The sequence below is a fragment of the Janibacter sp. Y6 genome, assembly GCF_040900765.1.
Classification (GTDB): domain Bacteria; phylum Actinomycetota; class Actinomycetes; order Actinomycetales; family Dermatophilaceae; genus Marihabitans; species Marihabitans melonis.
Genome location: NZ_JAKLYZ010000009.1, coordinates 1 through 17,290, shown reverse-complemented (window position 1 = coordinate 17,290; position 17,290 = coordinate 1). Strand labels below are relative to the sequence as shown.

The window sequence follows — 17,290 nt, the reverse complement described above, 5'->3', positions numbered from 1 at the left end:
CGGGTAGGAGCCCATGATGGTCGTCGTGACCGAACCCTCCCCCGAGCTCGTCAGCCGCACCTCGGCGCAGGGACGGCTCGCGCTCACCGCCGTGACCCTGGGCTCGGGCATCGCCCTGCTCGACGGGACGATCGTCGGCATCGCGCTGCCGACGATCGGGCGCGACCTCGGCAGCAGCCTCTCCGGCCTGCAGTGGGTCAACAACGGCTACGTCCTCGCGCTCGCCTCGCTCATCCTGCTCGGCGGGAGCCTCGGCGACCGGCTCGGCCGGCGCCGGGTCTACCTCGTCGGCGTCGTGTGGTTCGCCCTGGCCTCCTTGGGCTGCGCGCTCGCCTGGTCGACCGAGTCGCTCGTCGTCGGGCGGGTCGTCCAGGGCATCGGAGCCGCGCTGCTCACCCCGGGCGCGCTCGCGATCATCCAGTCGAGCTTCCGTCCCGAGGACAGGGCGCGGGCGATCGGCACCTGGGCCGGCGTCTCGGGCATCGCGACCGCGATCGGCCCCTTCCTCGGCGGATGGGTGCTCGACCACCTCAGCTGGCACTGGCTCTTCGCCATCAACGTGCCCCTGTGCGTCCTCGTCGTCGTGCTCACCCTGCGGGCGGTGCCGGAGAGCCGGGACGTCTCGGTGACCGGCGGCTTCGACGTCGCCGGGACCGTGTGCGGTGCGGTGGCGCTCGGGGCGACGACCTGGCTGCTCATCAGCGGGCCCGAGGCGAGCGCCGCCCTCGTGCTCGTCGGGCTCGTCGTCGCCGTCGGGTCGGCCGCTGGCTTCGTCGTCGCCGAGCGCCGCGCCGCCCAGCCGCTCGTCCCCTTCGGACTCTTCGCGTCGCGGGTCTTCGCGACGGCGAACCTCATGACCTTCCTCGTCTACGGGGCGCTCGGCGCCATCATGTTCGTCCTCGTCGTGCAGCTGCAGACCTCCGCCTGGTGGTCGCCCCTCGAGTCCGGTCTGGCGACCCTGCCGGTCACGGTGCTCCTGCTCGTGCTCTCACCACGCATGGCCGAGCTCGCGCAGCGCACCGGCCCTCGCCTGCCGATGTCGCTCGGGCCGCTGCTGTGCGCCGCCGGCGTCCTCGTCCTGTCGGCGATCGGGCCGGGCGCCGGCTGGGGTCTCGTCCTCGGCGGGATGGTCGTCTTCGCCCTCGGCCTGGCCACGCTCGTCTCCCCGCTCACCGCGGCCGTGCTCGCGGCGGCGCCGGACCGGCTCGCCGGGTCGGCCAGCGGCATCAACAACGCGGTCGCGCGCACCGGCACGCTGCTCGCGGTCGCGGCCATCCCCCCGCTCGTCGGGCTGTCCGGCGACGACTACACGGACCCGACGGCGATGACGCAGGGCTACCGGCTGGCGACCTTCGTCGTCGCGGGGCTGCTCCTCGCCGGCGGCCTCGTGTCGTGGTTCGGTCTGGCCGGCACCCGCGGCACGACGACGCAGCGCTGACTCCCCCGTCGCTCAGGCGACGATCGTCCCGCCCTCGAAGGTGCCCTCCCACTGGCCGTCGCTGCGCTGCTGCACGTGACCGGTCGGGTAGCCGTAGCTGCCGACGTGGCTGCGCGCCGCCTTCCACGCGTCGAGGACGGGGCCGTAGACCGCCCACGCCTCGCCGGTGCCGAGCGACCAGGTCTCACCGCGCTGGAAGCGCTGGCGGGTGCCTCGCGCGAGCGTCGAGACATCGGTGGTCGGCATGCCGAGCGCCGTGCCCGTGCCGCGCCCGAAGGTCGTCCACGCGGTGAAGTGGACGCCAGTGACCGCGCGGGTCTCGCCGCCCGACCAGTTCTGGCACACCGCGCCGCGCTCGAAGATCTGCTGGTAGCCGTTGGCGACGACCTGCCGGCCCCCGGTCGGGTAGCCGAGCGTGCCGCCCGCGCGCCCGAGCCGCTCCCAGACCTCGTACGCGGTGCCGTGGACGGCGACGAGGGGCTTGCCCTTCGGCGCGGTGATCGCGCCCTTCTGGAAGCGCTGGGTGCTGCCGGTGCTGCCGATGAACTCCGTCGCCACCGGGTAGCCGAGAGTCGGGATCGAGCCGACGGTCGACATCGCCTTGACGACCGCCTCGCGCACCGGGACCGCCGCTGCCTTCGACGTCGCCTGGTAGATCCGGCCACCGCTGTAGCGCACGAAGCGGCCGGTGCCGACGCCCCCGGGCCGCACAGGGCCGATGGAGTAGCCGAGATAGGACTTCTGCTCGCCCATCGCGAAGTACTTCGCGCTGATGGCGCCCCACTGGGGCAGCTTGTCCGAGCTGTGCTCGGAGGTGCGGTTGTCGACGAGCGAGAGCGAGGTGCAGCTCTCCCACTCGTAGGGCGGGGTGCAGCTGACGAGGCGGCAGCGCACGCCACCGCTGCAGGCGACGTGGGTGTTGCACTGCCCGTAGCGGAAGGCGCTGCAGCAGTTGCGGCGGTCGTCGCAGCTGCCCGAGACGCCGTGCGAGCACGAGCAGTTCCAGCACTTGCTGTCGCAGATGCCGTCGGAACAGCCGGTCGTGCACTTCGTGCACCGGGCGTTGCAGTCGACGATGTAGCGGTAGCGCCCGCCGCACCACGACGAGTCCGCGGCCTTCCACCACCCGGCGGCGAAGCTGCCCTCGGGACAGGCGTTCTTGCCGTTGTTGATGCTCGCGCAGAAGACGGTCCAGCCCGCGCCGGGGCCGGTGCCCGGGCCGCAGATCGAGGCGTACGCGGTCTGCGGGCGCAGCACGTACCCCTTCGGGTCGGTGGCGATCGCGCTGCCGGCGACGGCCGTGCCGAGCAGGACGCTGCGCCGGTCGACGCCGCGGCCGCCCAGGCGGCGGGCGATGGCCTCGACGACCCGGACGCTCGCGGGCTGGCGCTCGGCGCTCATGAGACCACCGCGCGGATCTTCAGCGTCGAGGCGACGCGCGAGAGCCGGGGCACGGTGATCATCCGGCGCGAGTGCGAGCCGACGACGGCGTAGAGGCAGAAGCCCCGACCGCCGGCGGTGAAGAACTTCTGCGAGGCGCTGCGACCGGGCACGTAGCGGGCCATCCTGTTCTGGGCGAAGTGGGACGGCGCGAGGGTCGGCACGCCACGGGCGGCGAAGAGCGCGGTGTCGGCGCACTCCTCGCCGTAGTCGACGAGGGCGAGGAAGACGTCGTCGGCGCGCATGCCCGGCACGACGTCGCCGCCGAAGTCGGACAGGCTGCTCGGCAGGGCGCGGTTCGACACGTGCAGGACGGGGCGGCTGACGTCGCGCGCCCCCGGTGCCGCGCGCCCGTCGGTCATCGGTGCGGGCTGCAGGACGGGTCGGCGCTGCACCCGGCCGTCCCAGTCGTCGGGGAGCTGGAGCTCGATCCCGTGACGGTCGATGGACCTCATGCGGGGACCCCTGTCAGTGCGGCGGCGAGCAGGACGGCGCCCGAGAGGACGAGCGCGATGGCCGCGACCCTAGCAACGGGCTGCGCCCACCGCCTCAGGGTACGGAAGGTGTCGTGGAGGGCAGAGGGGGTCTGCGCCCGGCGGACCCGCAGCAGCGGGAGCGCCCGCACGAGCCCGAAGGTCAGCCCGACCAGCCCGCCGGCCCACCACGTCGAGGCGAGCAGCGCGAAGAGGTAGACGGCGTACGTCGTCGTGCTCGTGATGATGGTGACGAAGCCGAGCCCGAGCTGTGCCCCGAAGCCGACCCCCGTGACCCACCCGCGGTAGCGCCCGATCCACGCCTCGTCGACCTGCCGGCGCCAGGACGGCACGGCGTGCCCGCCGGCGCGCAGGTCGAGGACGGCACCGAGCAGGAGCAGGAGCGCGAGCAGCCCGAGGACCGCCGGCGAGCCGAGCACCCCGTCGGGCACGACCGAGCCGACCGCACCTAGGAGCACTCCGAGGAGGGCGCCCGCGAGCGCTGAGGAGATGACGTAGGCGGCGGCCGTGACGGACCACCGGGAGGCGCGTCCCCGCTCACCGAGCGGGGTGATGCTCGAGAGCATCGACTCGCCTCAAGGCGACCACGTGGCGCGCACGGCCGCGACGATCGCCACCGGCACCCCGAGCGCGAGCCCGAGGATGGTGGGGTCGGGGCTCACGCGCCGTCCCGCCCGGAGGGGTCGGGGTAGAGGCTCGGGTGACCCGGGCCGAGACCGGCGGCGCGCAGCTCGGCGTCGACGGAGGTCGGGTCGTCGCGCTCGCCGCGGTCCTCGACGGGGGCGGCGGTGCGGTGCTCGTGGTCGGCGACGGCCTGGCCCATGAGGTCGCTGACCTGCGGCCAGGACGAGGCCGAGCCCTCGCCGACGATGTCGCCGTCGACGAGGTAGACGAAGTACGGCGAGCCCGGGACGACGAAGTCGTCCCACGCGGCCGAGGAGCGGACCAGCTCGGCCCCGCCCTCCGCAAGATCGGCGAGCGCGCTCGGGGACTCGCCGTCGTCCCCCTTCGCCACGACGAGGAGGCGGGCCTGGCCGGGCACCTCGGTCTCGGTGCGGAAGGCCTGCCAGAAGGCGCCGCACACCGTGCACCCGGTGCTGAGGAAGGCCAGGAGGTAGCGGCCGCTCGTGAGGTCGACCTGGGCGGGAGCACCGTCCAGGGTCGCGCCGGAGATGCCGGCGACCCGCACGTGCTGGGAGCGGGCGGGAGCCATGACGCCGCGCTCGATCTCGACGGGCACGGGCCCACCGGCGCCGCCCGCCGCGCTCTCGCGCTCCGCCTGGCGGTCGAGCTCTAGACCGGCCCCGAGGTCGTGCAGGGCCTTGAGGATGAGGGCGTGGCTGCGCAGCAGGCCGAGGACGAGCATCGCCAGGAGCACGACGGCGATGAGCAGGACGACGACGAGGGTCGTGAGGACGGGGGTGCTCATGAGATGGATCTCCCGGCAGATCGGGCAGCGGCGGCGGTGGCGGTGGGCAGGACGGCGATGACCTGCCAGAGCAGGAAGCCCAGGACGGCCGCGAGCACGACGACGAGCGCGGGCTGCACGGACCACCAGGGCTGGGCGGGCGGGGAGACGACGAGCGCGGCGGCGGCGAGCGCGACGAGGCCCGTCGCGACGGCGTGCGCCCGGGTCGGCGGGGTGTCCGAACGGCCGAGGCAGCCGCACGACTCGACGACGCCGCCGCGGGCGAGCGCCAGCAGGACGAAGCCGGTGAACCCGGCGTAGAGGAGGGCGACGACGGCAGCGGCCGGACGGCTGGGGCCGAGGAGCGCGCCGGCGCCGGCGACGACCTCGGCGACGGCGAGGACCCGCACCAGCGCGGGGCTGCCCGGCAGACCGGCCGAGCGCAGCCCGCGCACGGTGTCGGCGGGGTCGAGCACCTTCGGCGCCCCGGCGACGACGAGGAGCACCGCGGCCGCGAGGACGAAGGGGACGAGCGCGTCGGTCATGGGGTGAGACCGCTGCGGTGGAACTTCTCGAAGCTGCGGCTGGCGGTCGGTCCGCGCTGGCCCTGGTAGTGCGACCCGAAGGTGGCGCTGCCGTAGGGCACCTCGGCGGGCGAGGTCAGCCGCATGAAGCAGAACTGGCCGATCTTCATCCCCGGCCACAGCATGATCGGCAGGGTCGCGACGTTGCTCAGCTCGAGGGTCACGTGCCCGGAGAAGCCCGGGTCGACGAAGCCCGCCGTCGCATGGGTCAGCAGACCGAGCCGGCCCAGGCTCGACTTGCCCTCGACCCGCGCGGCGAGGTTGTCGGGCAGGGTGATCGTCTCGAGCGTCGAGCCGAGGACGAACTCGCCCGGGTGCAGCACGAAGCCCTCGGCGGGGTCGACCTCGACGAGCCGGGTGAGCTCGGGCTGGTCCTGCGCGGGGTCGATGACCGGGTACTTGTGGTTGTCGAAGAGCCGGAAGTACCGGTCGAGCCGCACGTCGACGCTGCTCGGCTGGACCATCGCGGGGTCCCACGGGTCGAGCACGACCCGGCCCGCGTCGACCTCGGCGCGGATGTCACGGTCGGAGAGCAGCATGGCGCACACCCTAGTTGGCGCCCTGACGGCCGGCACCGGACGGCCGGGAATCCCCGACGCCCCTGCGCGGTTACGCCCTGGGTGAGACCCGTGCGACGACCCGCTGCCGCGTCGTCGACCCCCGACATCCCCCCTTCGCGAAGGAGGCTCTCGTGAGCCGTACCCCCTCCCCCTTCTCCCCCGTCACGATCGGTCGCTGGGACCTGTCCAACCGTCTCGTCATGGCGCCCCTGACCCGCAACCGCGCCGGCGAGGGCCAGGCCCCGACCGAGCTCAACGCCCGCTACTACGGGCAGCGCGCGAGCGCCGGTCTCATCATCACCGAGGGCAGCCAGCCCAGCGCCGTCGGCCAGGGCTACCTCGCGACGCCCGGCGTCCACAGCGAGGAGCAGGCGAAGGGGTGGCGTCTCGTCGCCGACGCCGTCCACGAGGGCGGCGGCCACGTCGTCGTCCAGCTCATGCACGCCGGTCGCGTCGCCCACCCGGACAACAAGGACGGCCTCGAGACGGTCGCGCCGAGCGCGGTCCGTGCCCCCGGTGAGATCGTCACCGCCGACGGCTCGAAGCCCTTCGCCGAGCCGCGTGCCCTCGAGACCGACGAGCTGGCGAGCGTGCGCGACGAGTTCGTCGCCGCCTCGCGCCTGGCCGTCGACGCCGGTCTCGACGGGGTCGAGCTGCACGCCGCGAACGGCTACCTCCTCCACCAGTTCCTCGCGCCGAGCACGAACCAGCGCACCGACTCCTACGGCGGCTCCCCCGAGGCCCGCGCCCGCTTCGTCGTCGAGGTCGCCCAGGCCGTCGCCGACGAGATCGGCGCCGACCGCGTCGGCATCCGGATCAGCCCCGGGCACCCGGCCAGCGGTATCGAGGAGCCCGACGCCGCAGACCTGCGCGCGACGTACACCTCGCTGCTCGAGCAGCTCGCCCCGATGGACCTCGCGTACCTGTCGATCCTCGCCTTCGACGCCGCGTCGATGGCGCTCACCGGTGAGCTCGCCGAGATCTTCGGCGGCCCGGTGCTGCTCAACACCGGCTTCTCGAAGATCACGACCTACGCCGAGGTCGAGGAGCTGCTCGCCGGGGGCGTCGCGGACGCCGTCGTCGTCGGCCGCCCCTTCCTCGCCAACCCCGACCTCGTGCGGCGCTGGCGCGAGCACGGCGACGACGCGCAGCTCAACACCCCCGACCAGGCCACCTTCTACGGCGGTGGCGCCGACGGCTACACCGACTACCCGACGCTCGAGGAGATCGAGTCGCAGGAGGGTCGCACCGCCTGAGCGGTCGACGGGCATGGCGAAGGGGGAGGGCAGGTGCCCTCCCCCTTCGTCGTCGGCTCACCAGTTGGTGACGATGCGGATCAGCACCGGCTCGGTCGGGACGGAGTCGAAGGTGAGGTATCTCAGCTCGCTGCCCGGTCCGTCGACGTGCTCCGCGGTGATCCGTGATCGTGGGTAGGCCGCGGCGGACTCGTCCTCGTACTCGTTCATGACCAGCCCACGATCGGGGTCGATCTTCCAGGCCCGCTCCGTGCGCCAGTCGCCGGTCTCTCCGTCGTCGCCCCAGAAGCGCACCGGGATCCCCTCGGCGTTCGTCGCCCGGGTGAGGGTGCCGAGATCCAGGCCCTCGAGGCTGACGTCGATGCGCACCCGGCCGTCGGGGAGGCGCTCGACCCGCTCGGAGCGGTACTCCACGAGCCTCGCGGTCTCTTTCGCCCCGTACGGCTGCCAGACACGACCGGTCCGGTAGGGCGTCGGTGCAGCGCTCGTCGTGCTCGTGCCCGTCGTGGCGGGGGCGGCTCCCTCGTCACGGGTGAGTGCCGGGATCGCGGCGAGCGCCGCGACGAGCGCGGCGGCTGCGGCGACGGAGACGAGCAGCGCGGCGCGGCCGTGACGCCGGGGTGGCTGCGCGGGCGTGACCGACGCGAGCTGCCACCGCTCGTGAGCGGCACGTCGCTGGTCCTGCGTCGGTCCCTCCACGTCCGCGCGCATCTCGCGCAGCGCGCGCAGCTCCGGTGCGTCCTCGATGTCCAGGTCCATCACTGCTCCCCCTTCGGGTCGTCGGTCGACAGCGCCGCACGCAGGTCGCGGCGGGCGCGGTGGAGACGGGAGCGCACGGTGCCGACGGGGATGTCGAGCGCCTGCGCCACCTCGGGGTACGACAGCTCGGCCAGGGCGACGAGCAGCAGCACGTCGCGGTCGCCGTCCGTCATCGCCGCCAGGGCGCTCGGCAGGCCGCTCGCGCGACGGCCGGCGTCGACGCGGGCGTCGACGTGCTCGGTCTCGTCACCTGTCGTGACCGGGTCGACCCCGGTCCGCGCCCAGGCCCGGTAGGCCCGTACCTCGTCGCGGTGGTGCCGCGAGAGCAGGTGGGTGGCGATGCCGAAGACCCAGGCTCGCGCGCTCCCCCGCGCCGGGTCGAAGCCGCCGGGTCGGGCGGCCGCCTGCGCGAAGGTCTCGCTCGCCAGGTCCTCCGCCACGGCACGCGGCACGCGTCGCGCCAGGTAGCGGTAGACCTCGGCGTAGTGGCGCTCGAAGACCGCTGCCAGCGGGTCCGCGCCCAGAGCCAGAGGCGGGCTGCTGCTCGCTGTCATGACGAGTCCTCGTCTCCCCTCGGGTGTCCTCACACCCCTAGTTGCCCGAAGCGGACCGAGGGGTTCACGAGACGGGTCAGCGGGTCGTCGTGCTCGACACCTTGCCCCATGTCGAGGGGCTGTCGGCGGTGACGACGCGCCACGAGCGAGCGGTGGAGGCGTAGGCCGTGAGGGTGACGACCCCCTTCGTGCTCGTCGTGCCGGTCTTGATCGGGATCCACGCGCACGTGGAGCACTTGCGCGACTCGAGGGTGGCCTTCGCGCCGGCCCACGGGCGGAAGGCGGAGGCGCTCCACGCGTACCGGCTCGTCGTCGCGGTGACGGAGACGGTGCTGCCGGAGCGGGTGCTCGTCACGGCGGTGCGTGAGGCGAAGCGGACCGACATCGACGTGGAGTTCTGCGGGACGAGGTTGTGCGCCTCGTCGTACGCCTCGTCCGCCTGGACCGGGAAGGTCCCGGTGCGGTTGACGTCGTACCACTCGATGGTGTCGGTCCGGGCGCCGTCGAAGTGGAACATGTCAGCGTCCTCGCCCGCGGGCGTCATGACGCCCCACCACGCGTAGACGGCGTACTTCGAGCAGCCGGCGCTGAAGGTCGCCGTGAGGTCGCGGGTCGGCGAGCTCACCGAGACCTTGCTCGGCACGGATATCGAGCAGCTGCCGGCGGCCTGGGCAGGGGCGGCGACGGCGAGCGGGACGAGGGACACAGCGGCGAGGGCCGCGAGGCGCGTGAGCATGAGGGTCCTGTCGGGCGAAGGGGGATCAGACCCCGGCCCAGCGCCGGTGGCTAGCGCAACCTAGCGCCGATCTGCCTGCGGCAGAGGCGGATCGGCAACATACGGGGTCGGGGTTCGCCCGTCAGCGCTTCGTGTAGCTGGAGGCTCGGCCCCAGGTGGAGGAGGTGTCGGAGGTGACGACGCGCCAGTAGCGGCTCGTCGAGGCGTAGGACTTCATCGTGACGACGCCCGAGCCGTTGGCGGTGCCGCTCTTGACGTACTTCCACGAGCACGACGAGCAGGACTTCATCTGGAGGCTGGCCTTCGCGCCCGACCAGGGGCGGTAGCCGCCGGCGCCGGGCGAGTAGCGCTTCGCCGTGCCCTTGACGGTGACGTACTTGCCGGAGCGGGTGCTGCTCGCGGTCGTGCGCGAGCCGAGCTTGACGGTCATCGTCGTGGAGTTCTGCGGCAGGTCGTCGTAGTCGTCGTCGTACGCGCCCTCGGGCCGGATCTTGAAGGTCCCCGTGCCCTCGAAGTCGTACCAGTCGATCGTGTCCGTCGAGTGGGTCCCGTCGTAATTGAACCCCCCGGAGTAGCCCTGGGTCGGGTGGACGATGTCCCACCACGCGTCCTGTGCGTACCTCACGCAGCCGGCGCTGAACTTCGCGGTGATCTCGCGGTACGGCGAGTAGATCGACACCTTGCTCGGCACGCTGATCGAGCAGCTGCCGGCGGCCTGGGCCGGGGCGACGGCGACAGCCGTGGGGACGAGGGAGATGGCGGCGACCGCCGCGACGCGCGCGAGCATGGCGAGTCCTTCGTGAGTCGTGGATGCCGCGACCCTGCACCGCGACAGGTGCACCGTAGCGACCACCACCCACCTCCCGCACCGCTTCGGCAGAACCCGCACCGCTCGACCGGCACCTGAGAGACTGCCCACCCATGACACCGCGAAGGGAGGAACCCGTGCCGATGAGGACCGGGCTGGCGCTGCTCCTCGCGGCGGCAGTCACCAGCGCGTGCGGCGGCTCCTCCCCTTCTCACGGCGACGACATCGTGCTGACTGGCGAGTCGGACGCCGGTGAGCTGTGCCTGCCAGGCAGTACCGACCCGCAGGACATGTCGTTCGGGATGGAGACCGTCACCGTCGCCGGCACCGAGCCGGTGGAGCTCGTCGCCGTGAACCTCGTCGACGCCGAAGGTCTCGACCTGGTGCAGGCTTACGTCGCGCCCGAGCCCGTGCGGGGCGACTTCGGTGGCCTGACGGGCTGGCCGGGCCACGCCGTGTCGAAGCGCACCCAGGAGGCGCTGCTGCCCGTCCCGGGCGCAGTCGTCCTGCCCGCCGCCGACGTCCGCGAGGGCGAGAAGCAACCGGGCCTGGTCCTGCACCTGCGGGGAGCGGACGGGGCGAGATTCGAGGGGCTGACCGTCGACTATCGCGTCGAGGGCAGCGCTGACGTCCTGCGCACCGACCGCTCCTATCTCCGCTTCGCCGTGGGGACGGCCTGCACCGGGTGAGGCACCTGGTTCGAAGAGGGATCGGCACCTCGAGGTGACGATCCTTCTTCGAACCACCGGGCTCGCGGGGGCGGGGACGGCGAAGGGGAGGTGGCCGGTGGCCACCTCCCCTTCGCGCTGCTGAGCCGGTGACGGGAATCGAACCCGCGTGTCCAGCTTGGGAAGCTGGCGCTCTACCATTGAGCTACACCGGCGCGCACCCGACCAGCGGGTGCGGCGGCCATCGTAACCCACCCCCGAGCGCCCCCCGGACCCAGTCGCGTCCCGGCGGACAGGAGCGTCATGAGCACCACCGACCTGACCACGGAAGACTTCGAGAAGACCATCACGAGCAACGACATCGTGCTCGTCGACTGGTGGGCGGAGTGGTGCGGACCGTGCAAGCAGTTCGCCCCGGTCTACTCGAAGGTGAGCGACGCCCACCCCGACGTCGTCTTCGGCAAGGTCGACACCGAGGCCGAGCAGGAGCTCGCCGCCGCCGCGTCGATCACCTCGATCCCCACGACGATGGCCTTCCGCGACGGCATCCTCGTCTTCTCGCAGCCGGGCGCCCTGCCCGAGGCCGCGCTCCAGGAGGTCATCTCGCAGGTCCGCGACCTCGACATGGACGACATCCGTCGCCAGCTGGAGACCCAGCAGCAGCAGTGACCCTCTCGGCGCGGCGACCTCGACGTCGCCGCGCCGATATCGTGGCTCGATGAGCCCGACCACGGCGAGGTCGCAGGCCCTGCCGCGCTTCGCTCGCACGACCTTCCCGCACCCCCCAGGTCGTCGCCCGCTCGTGGGCGACCTCAGCGGGCTGCCCCGTACGCCAGTCCAGACGATCCTGCGCGGGGTGGAGGGGCTCGGCGACATCTGCGAGTTCAAGGCCTTCCGCAACCGCTTCGTCCTCGTGACGACCGGCGAGCTCATGGCCGAGCTGTGCGACGAGCGCCGCTTCGTCAAGGCGCTCCCGCCCGGTCTCGTCGCCCTGCGCCGCAACGCCGGCGACGGGCTCTTCACCGCCTACAACGACGAGACGAACTGGCGGCTCGCGCACGACCGGCTGCTCCCCGCCTTCGCCCGGCCCGCGATGCTGCGCTACCACGCGACGATGCTCGGCGCCGCGGACGAGCTCGTCTCGAAGTGGGACGCCGCGGCCGCCGCCGACGAGCCCGTCGACGTCCCCGGCGACCTCACCCGGCTCACCCTCGAGACGATCAGCCGCTGCGCCTTCTCCAAGGACATGGGCTCCTTCACCTCGGCGGAGGTCCACCCCTTCGTCCAGGGCATGGAGCGCACCCTCGGCGCGGGTCAGCGGATCGCCGCCGTCGGCTCCCTCCCCCTCGTCGGCCGGCGTCTCGCCGACCGGGTCGACGCGCGCATGTCGCAGCACCGGGAGGAGGTGCACGCGATGATCGACGGGTGGGTCGCCGAGCGGCGCTCGTCCGGCGAGGTCGACGACCGTGACCTGCTCGGCATCATGCTCGGCAGCGCCCACCCGGAGACCGGCGCGATGCTCGACGACGAGAACATCCGTCACCAGATCCAGACCTTCCTCGTCGCCGGGCACGAGACGACCTCGGGCGCGCTCTCCTTCGCCCTGCACTACCTCTCGCGGGACCCGCAGGCCCTGGCTGCTGCCTACGCCGAGACCGACGCCGTCCTCGGTCCGGACCGCGACGCCCGGCCGACCTTCGAGCAGGTGCCGAAGCTGCGGCACCTGCGCCGCTGCCTCGACGAGGCGCTGCGGCTGTGGCCGACCGCCCCCGCCTTCGCCCGCGGGCCGCGCGAGACGACGGTGCTCGGCGGGCGCTGGCAGATGGAGCCTGGTGATTGGGCGATGGCGCTGCTGCCCGCGGTGCACCGCGACCCGGCGGTCTGGGGAGACGACGCCGAGGAGTACCGCCCCGACCGCTTCCTCCCGGTCGAGGTCAAGGCCCGCCCCGCACACACGTACAAGCCCTTCGGCACCGGCGAGCGCGCGTGCATCGGGCGCCAGTTCGCGCTCCACGAGGCCGTCCTCGTCCTCGCGCGCGTCCTCCACCGCTTCGAGATCGAGGCCGACCCGGGGTACGAGCTGGAGATCACCGAGCGGCTGACGCTCATGCCGCGGGACCTGCGGCTGTCCCTGCGGCCGCGCTGACGACGGGCGAAGGGGGAGGTCGGGTCGTGGTCTCGAGGCTCGCCGGCGCTCGCACCTCGACCATCGAGATCGCTCACCTCGACGACAGAGGCGAGCCCGTGTGCGCCACATCACCAGGCCCTGCCTTGCAGCAGCGCGGGCCTCGGACGGACCATGGCGGTAGGTAAGCAAGCGCTCACCTACCTCACGTCCCCGAGCACGTCCAGGAGCACAGCCCGCGATGGGTCACTACAAGAGCAACCTCCGTGACATCGAGTTCAACCTCTTCGAGGTCCTGGGCCGCGACGAGGTCCTCGGCGTCGAGCCCTACCAGGTGGACGGCGAGACCGCCCGCGACATGCTCAAGGAGGTCTCCCGCCTCGCCGAGAACGAGCTCGCCGAGTCCTTCGCCGACGCCGACCGCAACCCGCCCATCTTCGACCCGACGACGTCGTCGGTGACGATGCCGGGCTCCTTCGCGAAGAGCTACCAGGCCTACACCGAGTCCGGCTTCTGGTCCGTCGACGTGCCGGCCGAGCTCGACGGCACCCCGGCGCCCCCGTCGCTGAAGTGGGCGATGAACGAGATGGTCCTCGGTGCCAACCCCGCCATCGGCATGTTCTCGGCGTCCTACTCCTTCGCCAACCTGCTCTACATCCTCGGCACCGACGAGCAGAAGAAGCTCGCCCGTTGGATCATCGAGCGCGGCTGGCACTGCACGATGGTGCTCACCGAGCCCGACGCGGGCTCCGACGTCGGCGCCGGCCGCACGAAGGCCGTCGACGCCGGGGACGGCACGTGGCACGTCGAGGGCGTCAAGCGCTTCATCACCTCGGCAGAGTCCGACATGACCGACAACGTCATCCACTTCGTCCTCGCCCGCCCCGAGGGTGCCGGCCCCGGCACGAAGGGCCTCTCCCTCTTCATCGTCCCGAAGTACCACGTCGACCTCGAGACCGGTGAGCTCGGCGAGCGCAACGGCGCCTACGTCACCGGCCTCGAGAAGAAGATGGGTCTGAAGGTCTCGACGACCTGCGAGGTGACCTTCGGCGAGAAGGAGCCGGCGATCGGCACCCTCCTCGGCGGCACCCACGACGGCATCGCGCAGATGTTCCGCGTCATCGAGAACGCCCGGATGCTCGTCGGCACGAAGGCCATCGCCACCCTGTCGACCGGCTACCTCAACGCCCTCGAGTTCGCCAAGCAGCGCGTCCAGGGCGCCGACCTCACCCAGATGAGCGACAAGGCCGCGCCCCGCGTGACGATCACCCATCACCCGGACGTGCGCCGCAGCCTCATGCTGCAGAAGTCCTACGCCGAGGGCCTGCGCGCGCTCGTGCTCTTCACCGCCACCCAGCAGGACGTCGTCGACCTCGAGCAGCGTCGCACCGGCGCCGAGCAGATCGCGCCCGACTCCCCCGCCGCGATGGCCGGCCGGGTCAACGACCTGCTCCTGCCGCTCGTCAAGGGTCTGGGCTCCGAGCGGGCCTGGGTGCTCCTCGGCACCGAGTCGCTGCAGACCTTCGGCGGCTCGGGCTACCTCCAGGACTACCCCGTCGAGCAGTACGTCCGCGACGCGAAGATCGACACCCTCTACGAGGGCACGACCGCCATCCAGGGCCAGGACTTCTTCTTCCGCAAGATCATCCGGGACCAGGCCCAGGCCCTCGGCCACCTCGCCACGCAGATCCAGCAGTTCGCCCAGGACGTCGAGGCCCAGGGCGGTCGGCTCACCCAGGAGCGCCGGCTCCTCGCCCAGGCGCTCGAGGACACCCAGGGCATCCTCGGAGCGATGGTCGGCCCGCTCACGGCGTCCGACCCGCGCCAGGAGGGCGGTGACGTCACCAACCTCTACAAGGTCGGCCAGAACACGACCCGCCTGCTCCTCGCGGCCGGTGACCTCGTCATCGGCTGGCTGCTCCTGCGCCAGGCCGCCGTCGCGGTCGACGCGCTCGAGAGCGCGCAGGGCAAGGACGTCGACTTCTACACCGGCAAGATCGCGGCCGCCCGCTTCTTCGCCACCCAGGTGCTCCCGCGCCTGGCCTCCGAGCGCGCCATCGCCGAGGCGACGGACAACGCCCTCATGGAGGTGCCCGAGGCGGCCTTCTGAGCCAGCTCGCCCCACGACGAAGGGGGTGCCGCCGGGTCGACCCGGGGGCGCCCCCTTCGTCGTCCCCCGGCACCGGGCGAAGGGGGACCCCTCTCCCGCGTCACATCTCGCCCGCCGCGTGCGTCATCAGGGCATGAGACGAGACGATGAGTGGATGGACACGACGGCGGCGTTCGAGGCGGAGCGGCCGCGGCTGCAGCGCATCGCGACGAAGGTGCTCGGCGACCCGGGCGAGGCCGAGGACGTCGTGCAGCAGGCGTGGCTGAGGATGCACCGGACCGACGCCGAGATCGAGAGCCTGCCCGCCTGGCTGACGACCGTGACGACCCGGCTGTGCCTGGACCGCCTGCGCGCCCGCACCCCGATGCCCGTCGAGGACCTCGGCGTCGCCGACGTCGCGCCCGACCCCGCCGACGACGTCGCGCTCGCCGACACCGTCGGGGTGGCCCTCCAGGCGGTGCTCGACCGGCTCTCCCCCCGCGAGCGGGTCGCCTTCGTCCTGCACGACAGCTTCGCCGTCGACTTCCCCGTGGTCGCCACCATCCTCGGCACGACGCCCGCCGCGGCCCGTCAGCTCGCGTCCCGGGCCCGGGCGAAGGTCAGCCGGCCCGCACCCGCCGACCGGCTCGACGACTGGCAGGTCGTCGACGCCTTCATGGCGGCGGCACGCGAGGGTGACTTCGCCGGGCTCCTGCGCCTGCTCGCGCCCGACGCCGTCGTCGAGGGCGACGCGGCCGCGGTGCTCGTCGGCACGCCCGCGCGGATGTCGGGGCGCGAGAGCGTCGCCGGCTTCTTCGACGGCAGCGCCCATGCCGCCCTGCCCGCGCTCGTCGAGGGCCGCCCGGGGTACGCGTGGTACCACCGGGGCGCGGCCATGGTCGCCTTCGACTTCACCGTCGTCGACGGCGTGGTGACGCGGGTCGACTTCCGGGCCGACCCCGACGTCCTCGCCGCGGTGGTGCGCCGCGAGGAGGACCGGGAGCGATGACCTGTCACACCTGCGCGATCCCGCTCGTCATCTCGACGACGGACCCCACCCACAGGAGGAGCACGAGATGAAGACCATGACCTGCAGCCAGCTCGGCGGCCCGTGCGACCTCGCCCACCGGGGCGAGAACGCGGACGACGTCATCAACGCCCAGGACCAGCACCTCAAGGAGATGGAGCGGGCGGGCGACGCCGCGCACCAGCCGGCCCGCGACGACATGAAGGGCCGCTGGCGCCACCCGAAGAAGTCGCTCGGCTGGTACCGCGAGATGAAGCAGACCTTCGCGGACCTGCCGGAGAGCTGAGCGGCGCGGCGGGGCGAAGGGGGCGAGGAGACGCGAGTCTCCTCGCCCCCTTCGTGCGCGCCGAGGACGGTTCGTCGCAGGGGAACGTCGTCCCTGGGGCGCCTGCTCCACCCATAGCGTCACGCGCACCCACTGGACGAAGGAGTTCTCATGGTGCGCGCACCGCACGACCATCACGACCACGGAGCCGAGTGCCTGTGCGACCGGCTGCCCGTCGAGGCGGTGACGAGCGAGCGTGACGAGGCGATCGACCAGGCCCGCTCCGGGCTGTCGCTCTCTCGACGCAGCATCGTCGCCGGGGTCGGCCTGGCCGCCGCGGGCGCCGCCCTCGCCCCCGCTGCCGCGGCGAGCCCGGCGCACCGCCCGCCCGCAGCCCCGGGCACGCGGGGTCTCGAGCTCGTCCTGCTCGGCACGCGCGCCGGCCCGCCGGTCGACCTGCACCAGGTGGGCGCCGCGACCGCCCTCGTCGACGGCCAGACCTATGTCGTCGACTGCGGCCGCGCCTCGGTGACCCAGTTCGTCAAGGCCGGGCTGCGGCTGGACTCCATCCGCGGCATCTTCCTCACCCACCTGCACGCCGATCACATCGCCGACTACTACAACTTCTTAATGCTCGGCGGGCACATCAAGAACCAGAACGGCGACCACATCGAGCGTCGGGTGCCGGTCCTCGGCCCCGGCCCGGCCGGCGGCCAGCAGCCCAAGTTCGGCGGCGGCACCGCACCCACGGTCCGGGCTCGTCGTCCAGCACGACGACCCGGAGGGCTGTGGGTTCCATTGCAGCGCAACGCTATCGCTAACGCTGTGCATGTGCTGGCGACGCCCCGCCGGCGGCGACGCGTCCCTCTCGGGGGCTCGCCGCATCCGAACGCAAGAAACGCCCCGGCGTGACCATGAATGGTCTCGCGGGGCGTTTCTTGTCCACCCCACAATCGGGGGTGGTGAATGGTTGTCCGGCTGCGTCCTACTCTCCCACACCGTCACCAGTGCAGTACCATCGGCGCTGAAGGGCTTAGCTTCCGGGTTCGGAATGGAGCCGGGCGTTTCCCCTTCGCTAT

General features: G+C 72.6%; 19 protein-coding genes, 1 tRNA gene and 1 rRNA gene. 9 read left to right on the top strand and 12 right to left on the bottom strand.

All coding sequences use genetic code 11. From position 1 onward, the window contains the following. The first annotated feature begins 16 nt into the window (after positions 1-16). Entirely contained in the window at positions 17-1,438 is a 1,422-nt protein-coding gene (locus L6241_RS15760) for an MFS transporter (protein ID WP_368247040.1), read from the top strand. Between the two features lie 12 nt (positions 1,439-1,450). On the opposite strand, the gene L6241_RS15755 is transcribed toward L6241_RS15760, so the two are convergent. From L6241_RS15755 to dcd, 6 genes are all read right to left on the bottom strand, one after another. Then, a complete protein-coding gene (locus L6241_RS15755) occupies positions 1,451-2,839 on the bottom strand; it encodes an LGFP repeat-containing protein (RefSeq protein ID WP_368247022.1) in 1,389 nt (462 codons plus the stop codon). Continuing rightward, entirely contained in the window at positions 2,836-3,333 is a 498-nt protein-coding gene (locus tag L6241_RS15750; protein ID WP_201465204.1) for a hypothetical protein, read from the bottom strand. Before L6241_RS15750 ends, L6241_RS15755 begins: the two co-directional genes overlap by 4 nt. Beyond that, positions 3,330-3,938: a sulfite exporter TauE/SafE family protein gene (locus L6241_RS15745; RefSeq protein WP_368247021.1), complete on the bottom strand. Its 609-nt coding sequence runs from the start codon at positions 3,936-3,938 to the stop codon at positions 3,330-3,332. Before L6241_RS15745 ends, L6241_RS15750 begins: the two co-directional genes overlap by 4 nt. Before the next feature lie 92 nt (positions 3,939-4,030). Then, positions 4,031-4,801 (bottom strand): hypothetical protein, encoded by a 771-nt coding sequence (locus L6241_RS15740; RefSeq protein ID WP_368247020.1) that lies wholly within the window; start codon positions 4,799-4,801, stop codon positions 4,031-4,033. Then, a complete protein-coding gene (locus L6241_RS15735) occupies positions 4,798-5,325 on the bottom strand; it encodes a MauE/DoxX family redox-associated membrane protein (RefSeq protein ID WP_368247019.1) in 528 nt (175 codons plus the stop codon). Before L6241_RS15735 ends, L6241_RS15740 begins: the two co-directional genes overlap by 4 nt. Then, a complete protein-coding gene (gene dcd, locus L6241_RS15730; RefSeq protein ID WP_368247018.1) occupies positions 5,322-5,903 on the bottom strand; it encodes a dCTP deaminase in 582 nt (193 codons plus the stop codon). Before dcd ends, L6241_RS15735 begins: the two co-directional genes overlap by 4 nt. A 152-nt stretch (positions 5,904-6,055) precedes the next feature. Between dcd and L6241_RS15725 the strand changes: the two genes are divergently transcribed. Then, positions 6,056-7,180 (top strand): alkene reductase, encoded by a 1,125-nt coding sequence (locus L6241_RS15725; RefSeq protein WP_368247017.1) that lies wholly within the window; start codon positions 6,056-6,058, stop codon positions 7,178-7,180. A gap of 57 nt (positions 7,181-7,237) precedes the next feature. Here L6241_RS15725 and L6241_RS15720 read toward each other — a convergent pair whose 3' ends face one another. From L6241_RS15720 to L6241_RS15705, 4 genes are all read right to left on the bottom strand, one after another. Beyond that, positions 7,238-7,939: a hypothetical protein gene (locus tag L6241_RS15720; protein WP_368247016.1), complete on the bottom strand. Its 702-nt coding sequence runs from the start codon at positions 7,937-7,939 to the stop codon at positions 7,238-7,240. Next, entirely contained in the window at positions 7,939-8,493 is a 555-nt protein-coding gene (locus L6241_RS15715) for an RNA polymerase sigma factor (RefSeq protein ID WP_123091490.1), read from the bottom strand. Before L6241_RS15715 ends, L6241_RS15720 begins: the two co-directional genes overlap by 1 nt. Before the next feature lie 76 nt (positions 8,494-8,569). Beyond that, positions 8,570-9,229 (bottom strand): hypothetical protein, encoded by a 660-nt coding sequence (locus L6241_RS15710; protein ID WP_368247015.1) that lies wholly within the window; start codon positions 9,227-9,229, stop codon positions 8,570-8,572. 121 nt (positions 9,230-9,350) lie between these two features. Then, positions 9,351-10,016: a hypothetical protein gene (locus L6241_RS15705; protein WP_368247014.1), complete on the bottom strand. Its 666-nt coding sequence runs from the start codon at positions 10,014-10,016 to the stop codon at positions 9,351-9,353. A gap of 158 nt (positions 10,017-10,174) precedes the next feature. On the opposite strand from L6241_RS15705, the gene L6241_RS15700 reads away from it, so the two are divergent. Next, positions 10,175-10,726 (top strand): hypothetical protein, encoded by a 552-nt coding sequence (locus L6241_RS15700; protein WP_252975959.1) that lies wholly within the window; start codon positions 10,175-10,177, stop codon positions 10,724-10,726. 123 nt (positions 10,727-10,849) lie between these two features. Here L6241_RS15700 and L6241_RS15695 read toward each other — a convergent pair. After that, a tRNA-Gly gene (locus tag L6241_RS15695) sits at positions 10,850-10,920 on the bottom strand. Between the two features lie 88 nt (positions 10,921-11,008). On the opposite strand from L6241_RS15695, the gene trxA reads away from it, so the two are divergent. The 6 genes from trxA to L6241_RS15665 all read left to right on the top strand — a co-directional run bounded on the left by trxA (position 11,009) and on the right by L6241_RS15665 (position 17,123). Next, positions 11,009-11,374, top strand: a complete 366-nt coding sequence (gene trxA / locus L6241_RS15690) for a thioredoxin (protein WP_068272517.1) — start codon at positions 11,009-11,011, stop codon at positions 11,372-11,374. Between the two features lie 49 nt (positions 11,375-11,423). Next, a complete protein-coding gene (locus L6241_RS15685; protein WP_368247013.1) occupies positions 11,424-12,851 on the top strand; it encodes a cytochrome P450 in 1,428 nt (475 codons plus the stop codon). A gap of 220 nt (positions 12,852-13,071) precedes the next feature. Further along, positions 13,072-14,940 carry an acyl-CoA dehydrogenase gene (locus L6241_RS15680; RefSeq protein ID WP_191564489.1) on the top strand — a complete coding sequence of 623 codons (1,869 nt, stop codon included), beginning with the start codon at positions 13,072-13,074 and terminating at the stop codon, positions 14,938-14,940. Between the two features lie 154 nt (positions 14,941-15,094). Next, on the top strand, positions 15,095-15,928 hold the full coding sequence (locus L6241_RS15675) for a sigma-70 family RNA polymerase sigma factor (protein ID WP_368247012.1): 834 nt from the start codon (positions 15,095-15,097) through the stop codon (positions 15,926-15,928). A 67-nt stretch (positions 15,929-15,995) separates the two neighbouring features. Continuing rightward, positions 15,996-16,232, top strand: a complete 237-nt coding sequence (locus L6241_RS15670) for a hypothetical protein (protein ID WP_191682586.1) — start codon at positions 15,996-15,998, stop codon at positions 16,230-16,232. Between the two features lie 150 nt (positions 16,233-16,382). Beyond that, on the top strand, positions 16,383-17,123 hold the full coding sequence (locus L6241_RS15665; RefSeq protein WP_368247011.1) for an MBL fold metallo-hydrolase: 741 nt from the start codon (positions 16,383-16,385) through the stop codon (positions 17,121-17,123). A gap of 60 nt (positions 17,124-17,183) precedes the next feature. On the opposite strand, the gene rrf is transcribed toward L6241_RS15665, so the two are convergent. Then, positions 17,184-17,290 (bottom strand): 5S ribosomal RNA (rrf, locus tag L6241_RS15660); the annotation flags it as partial.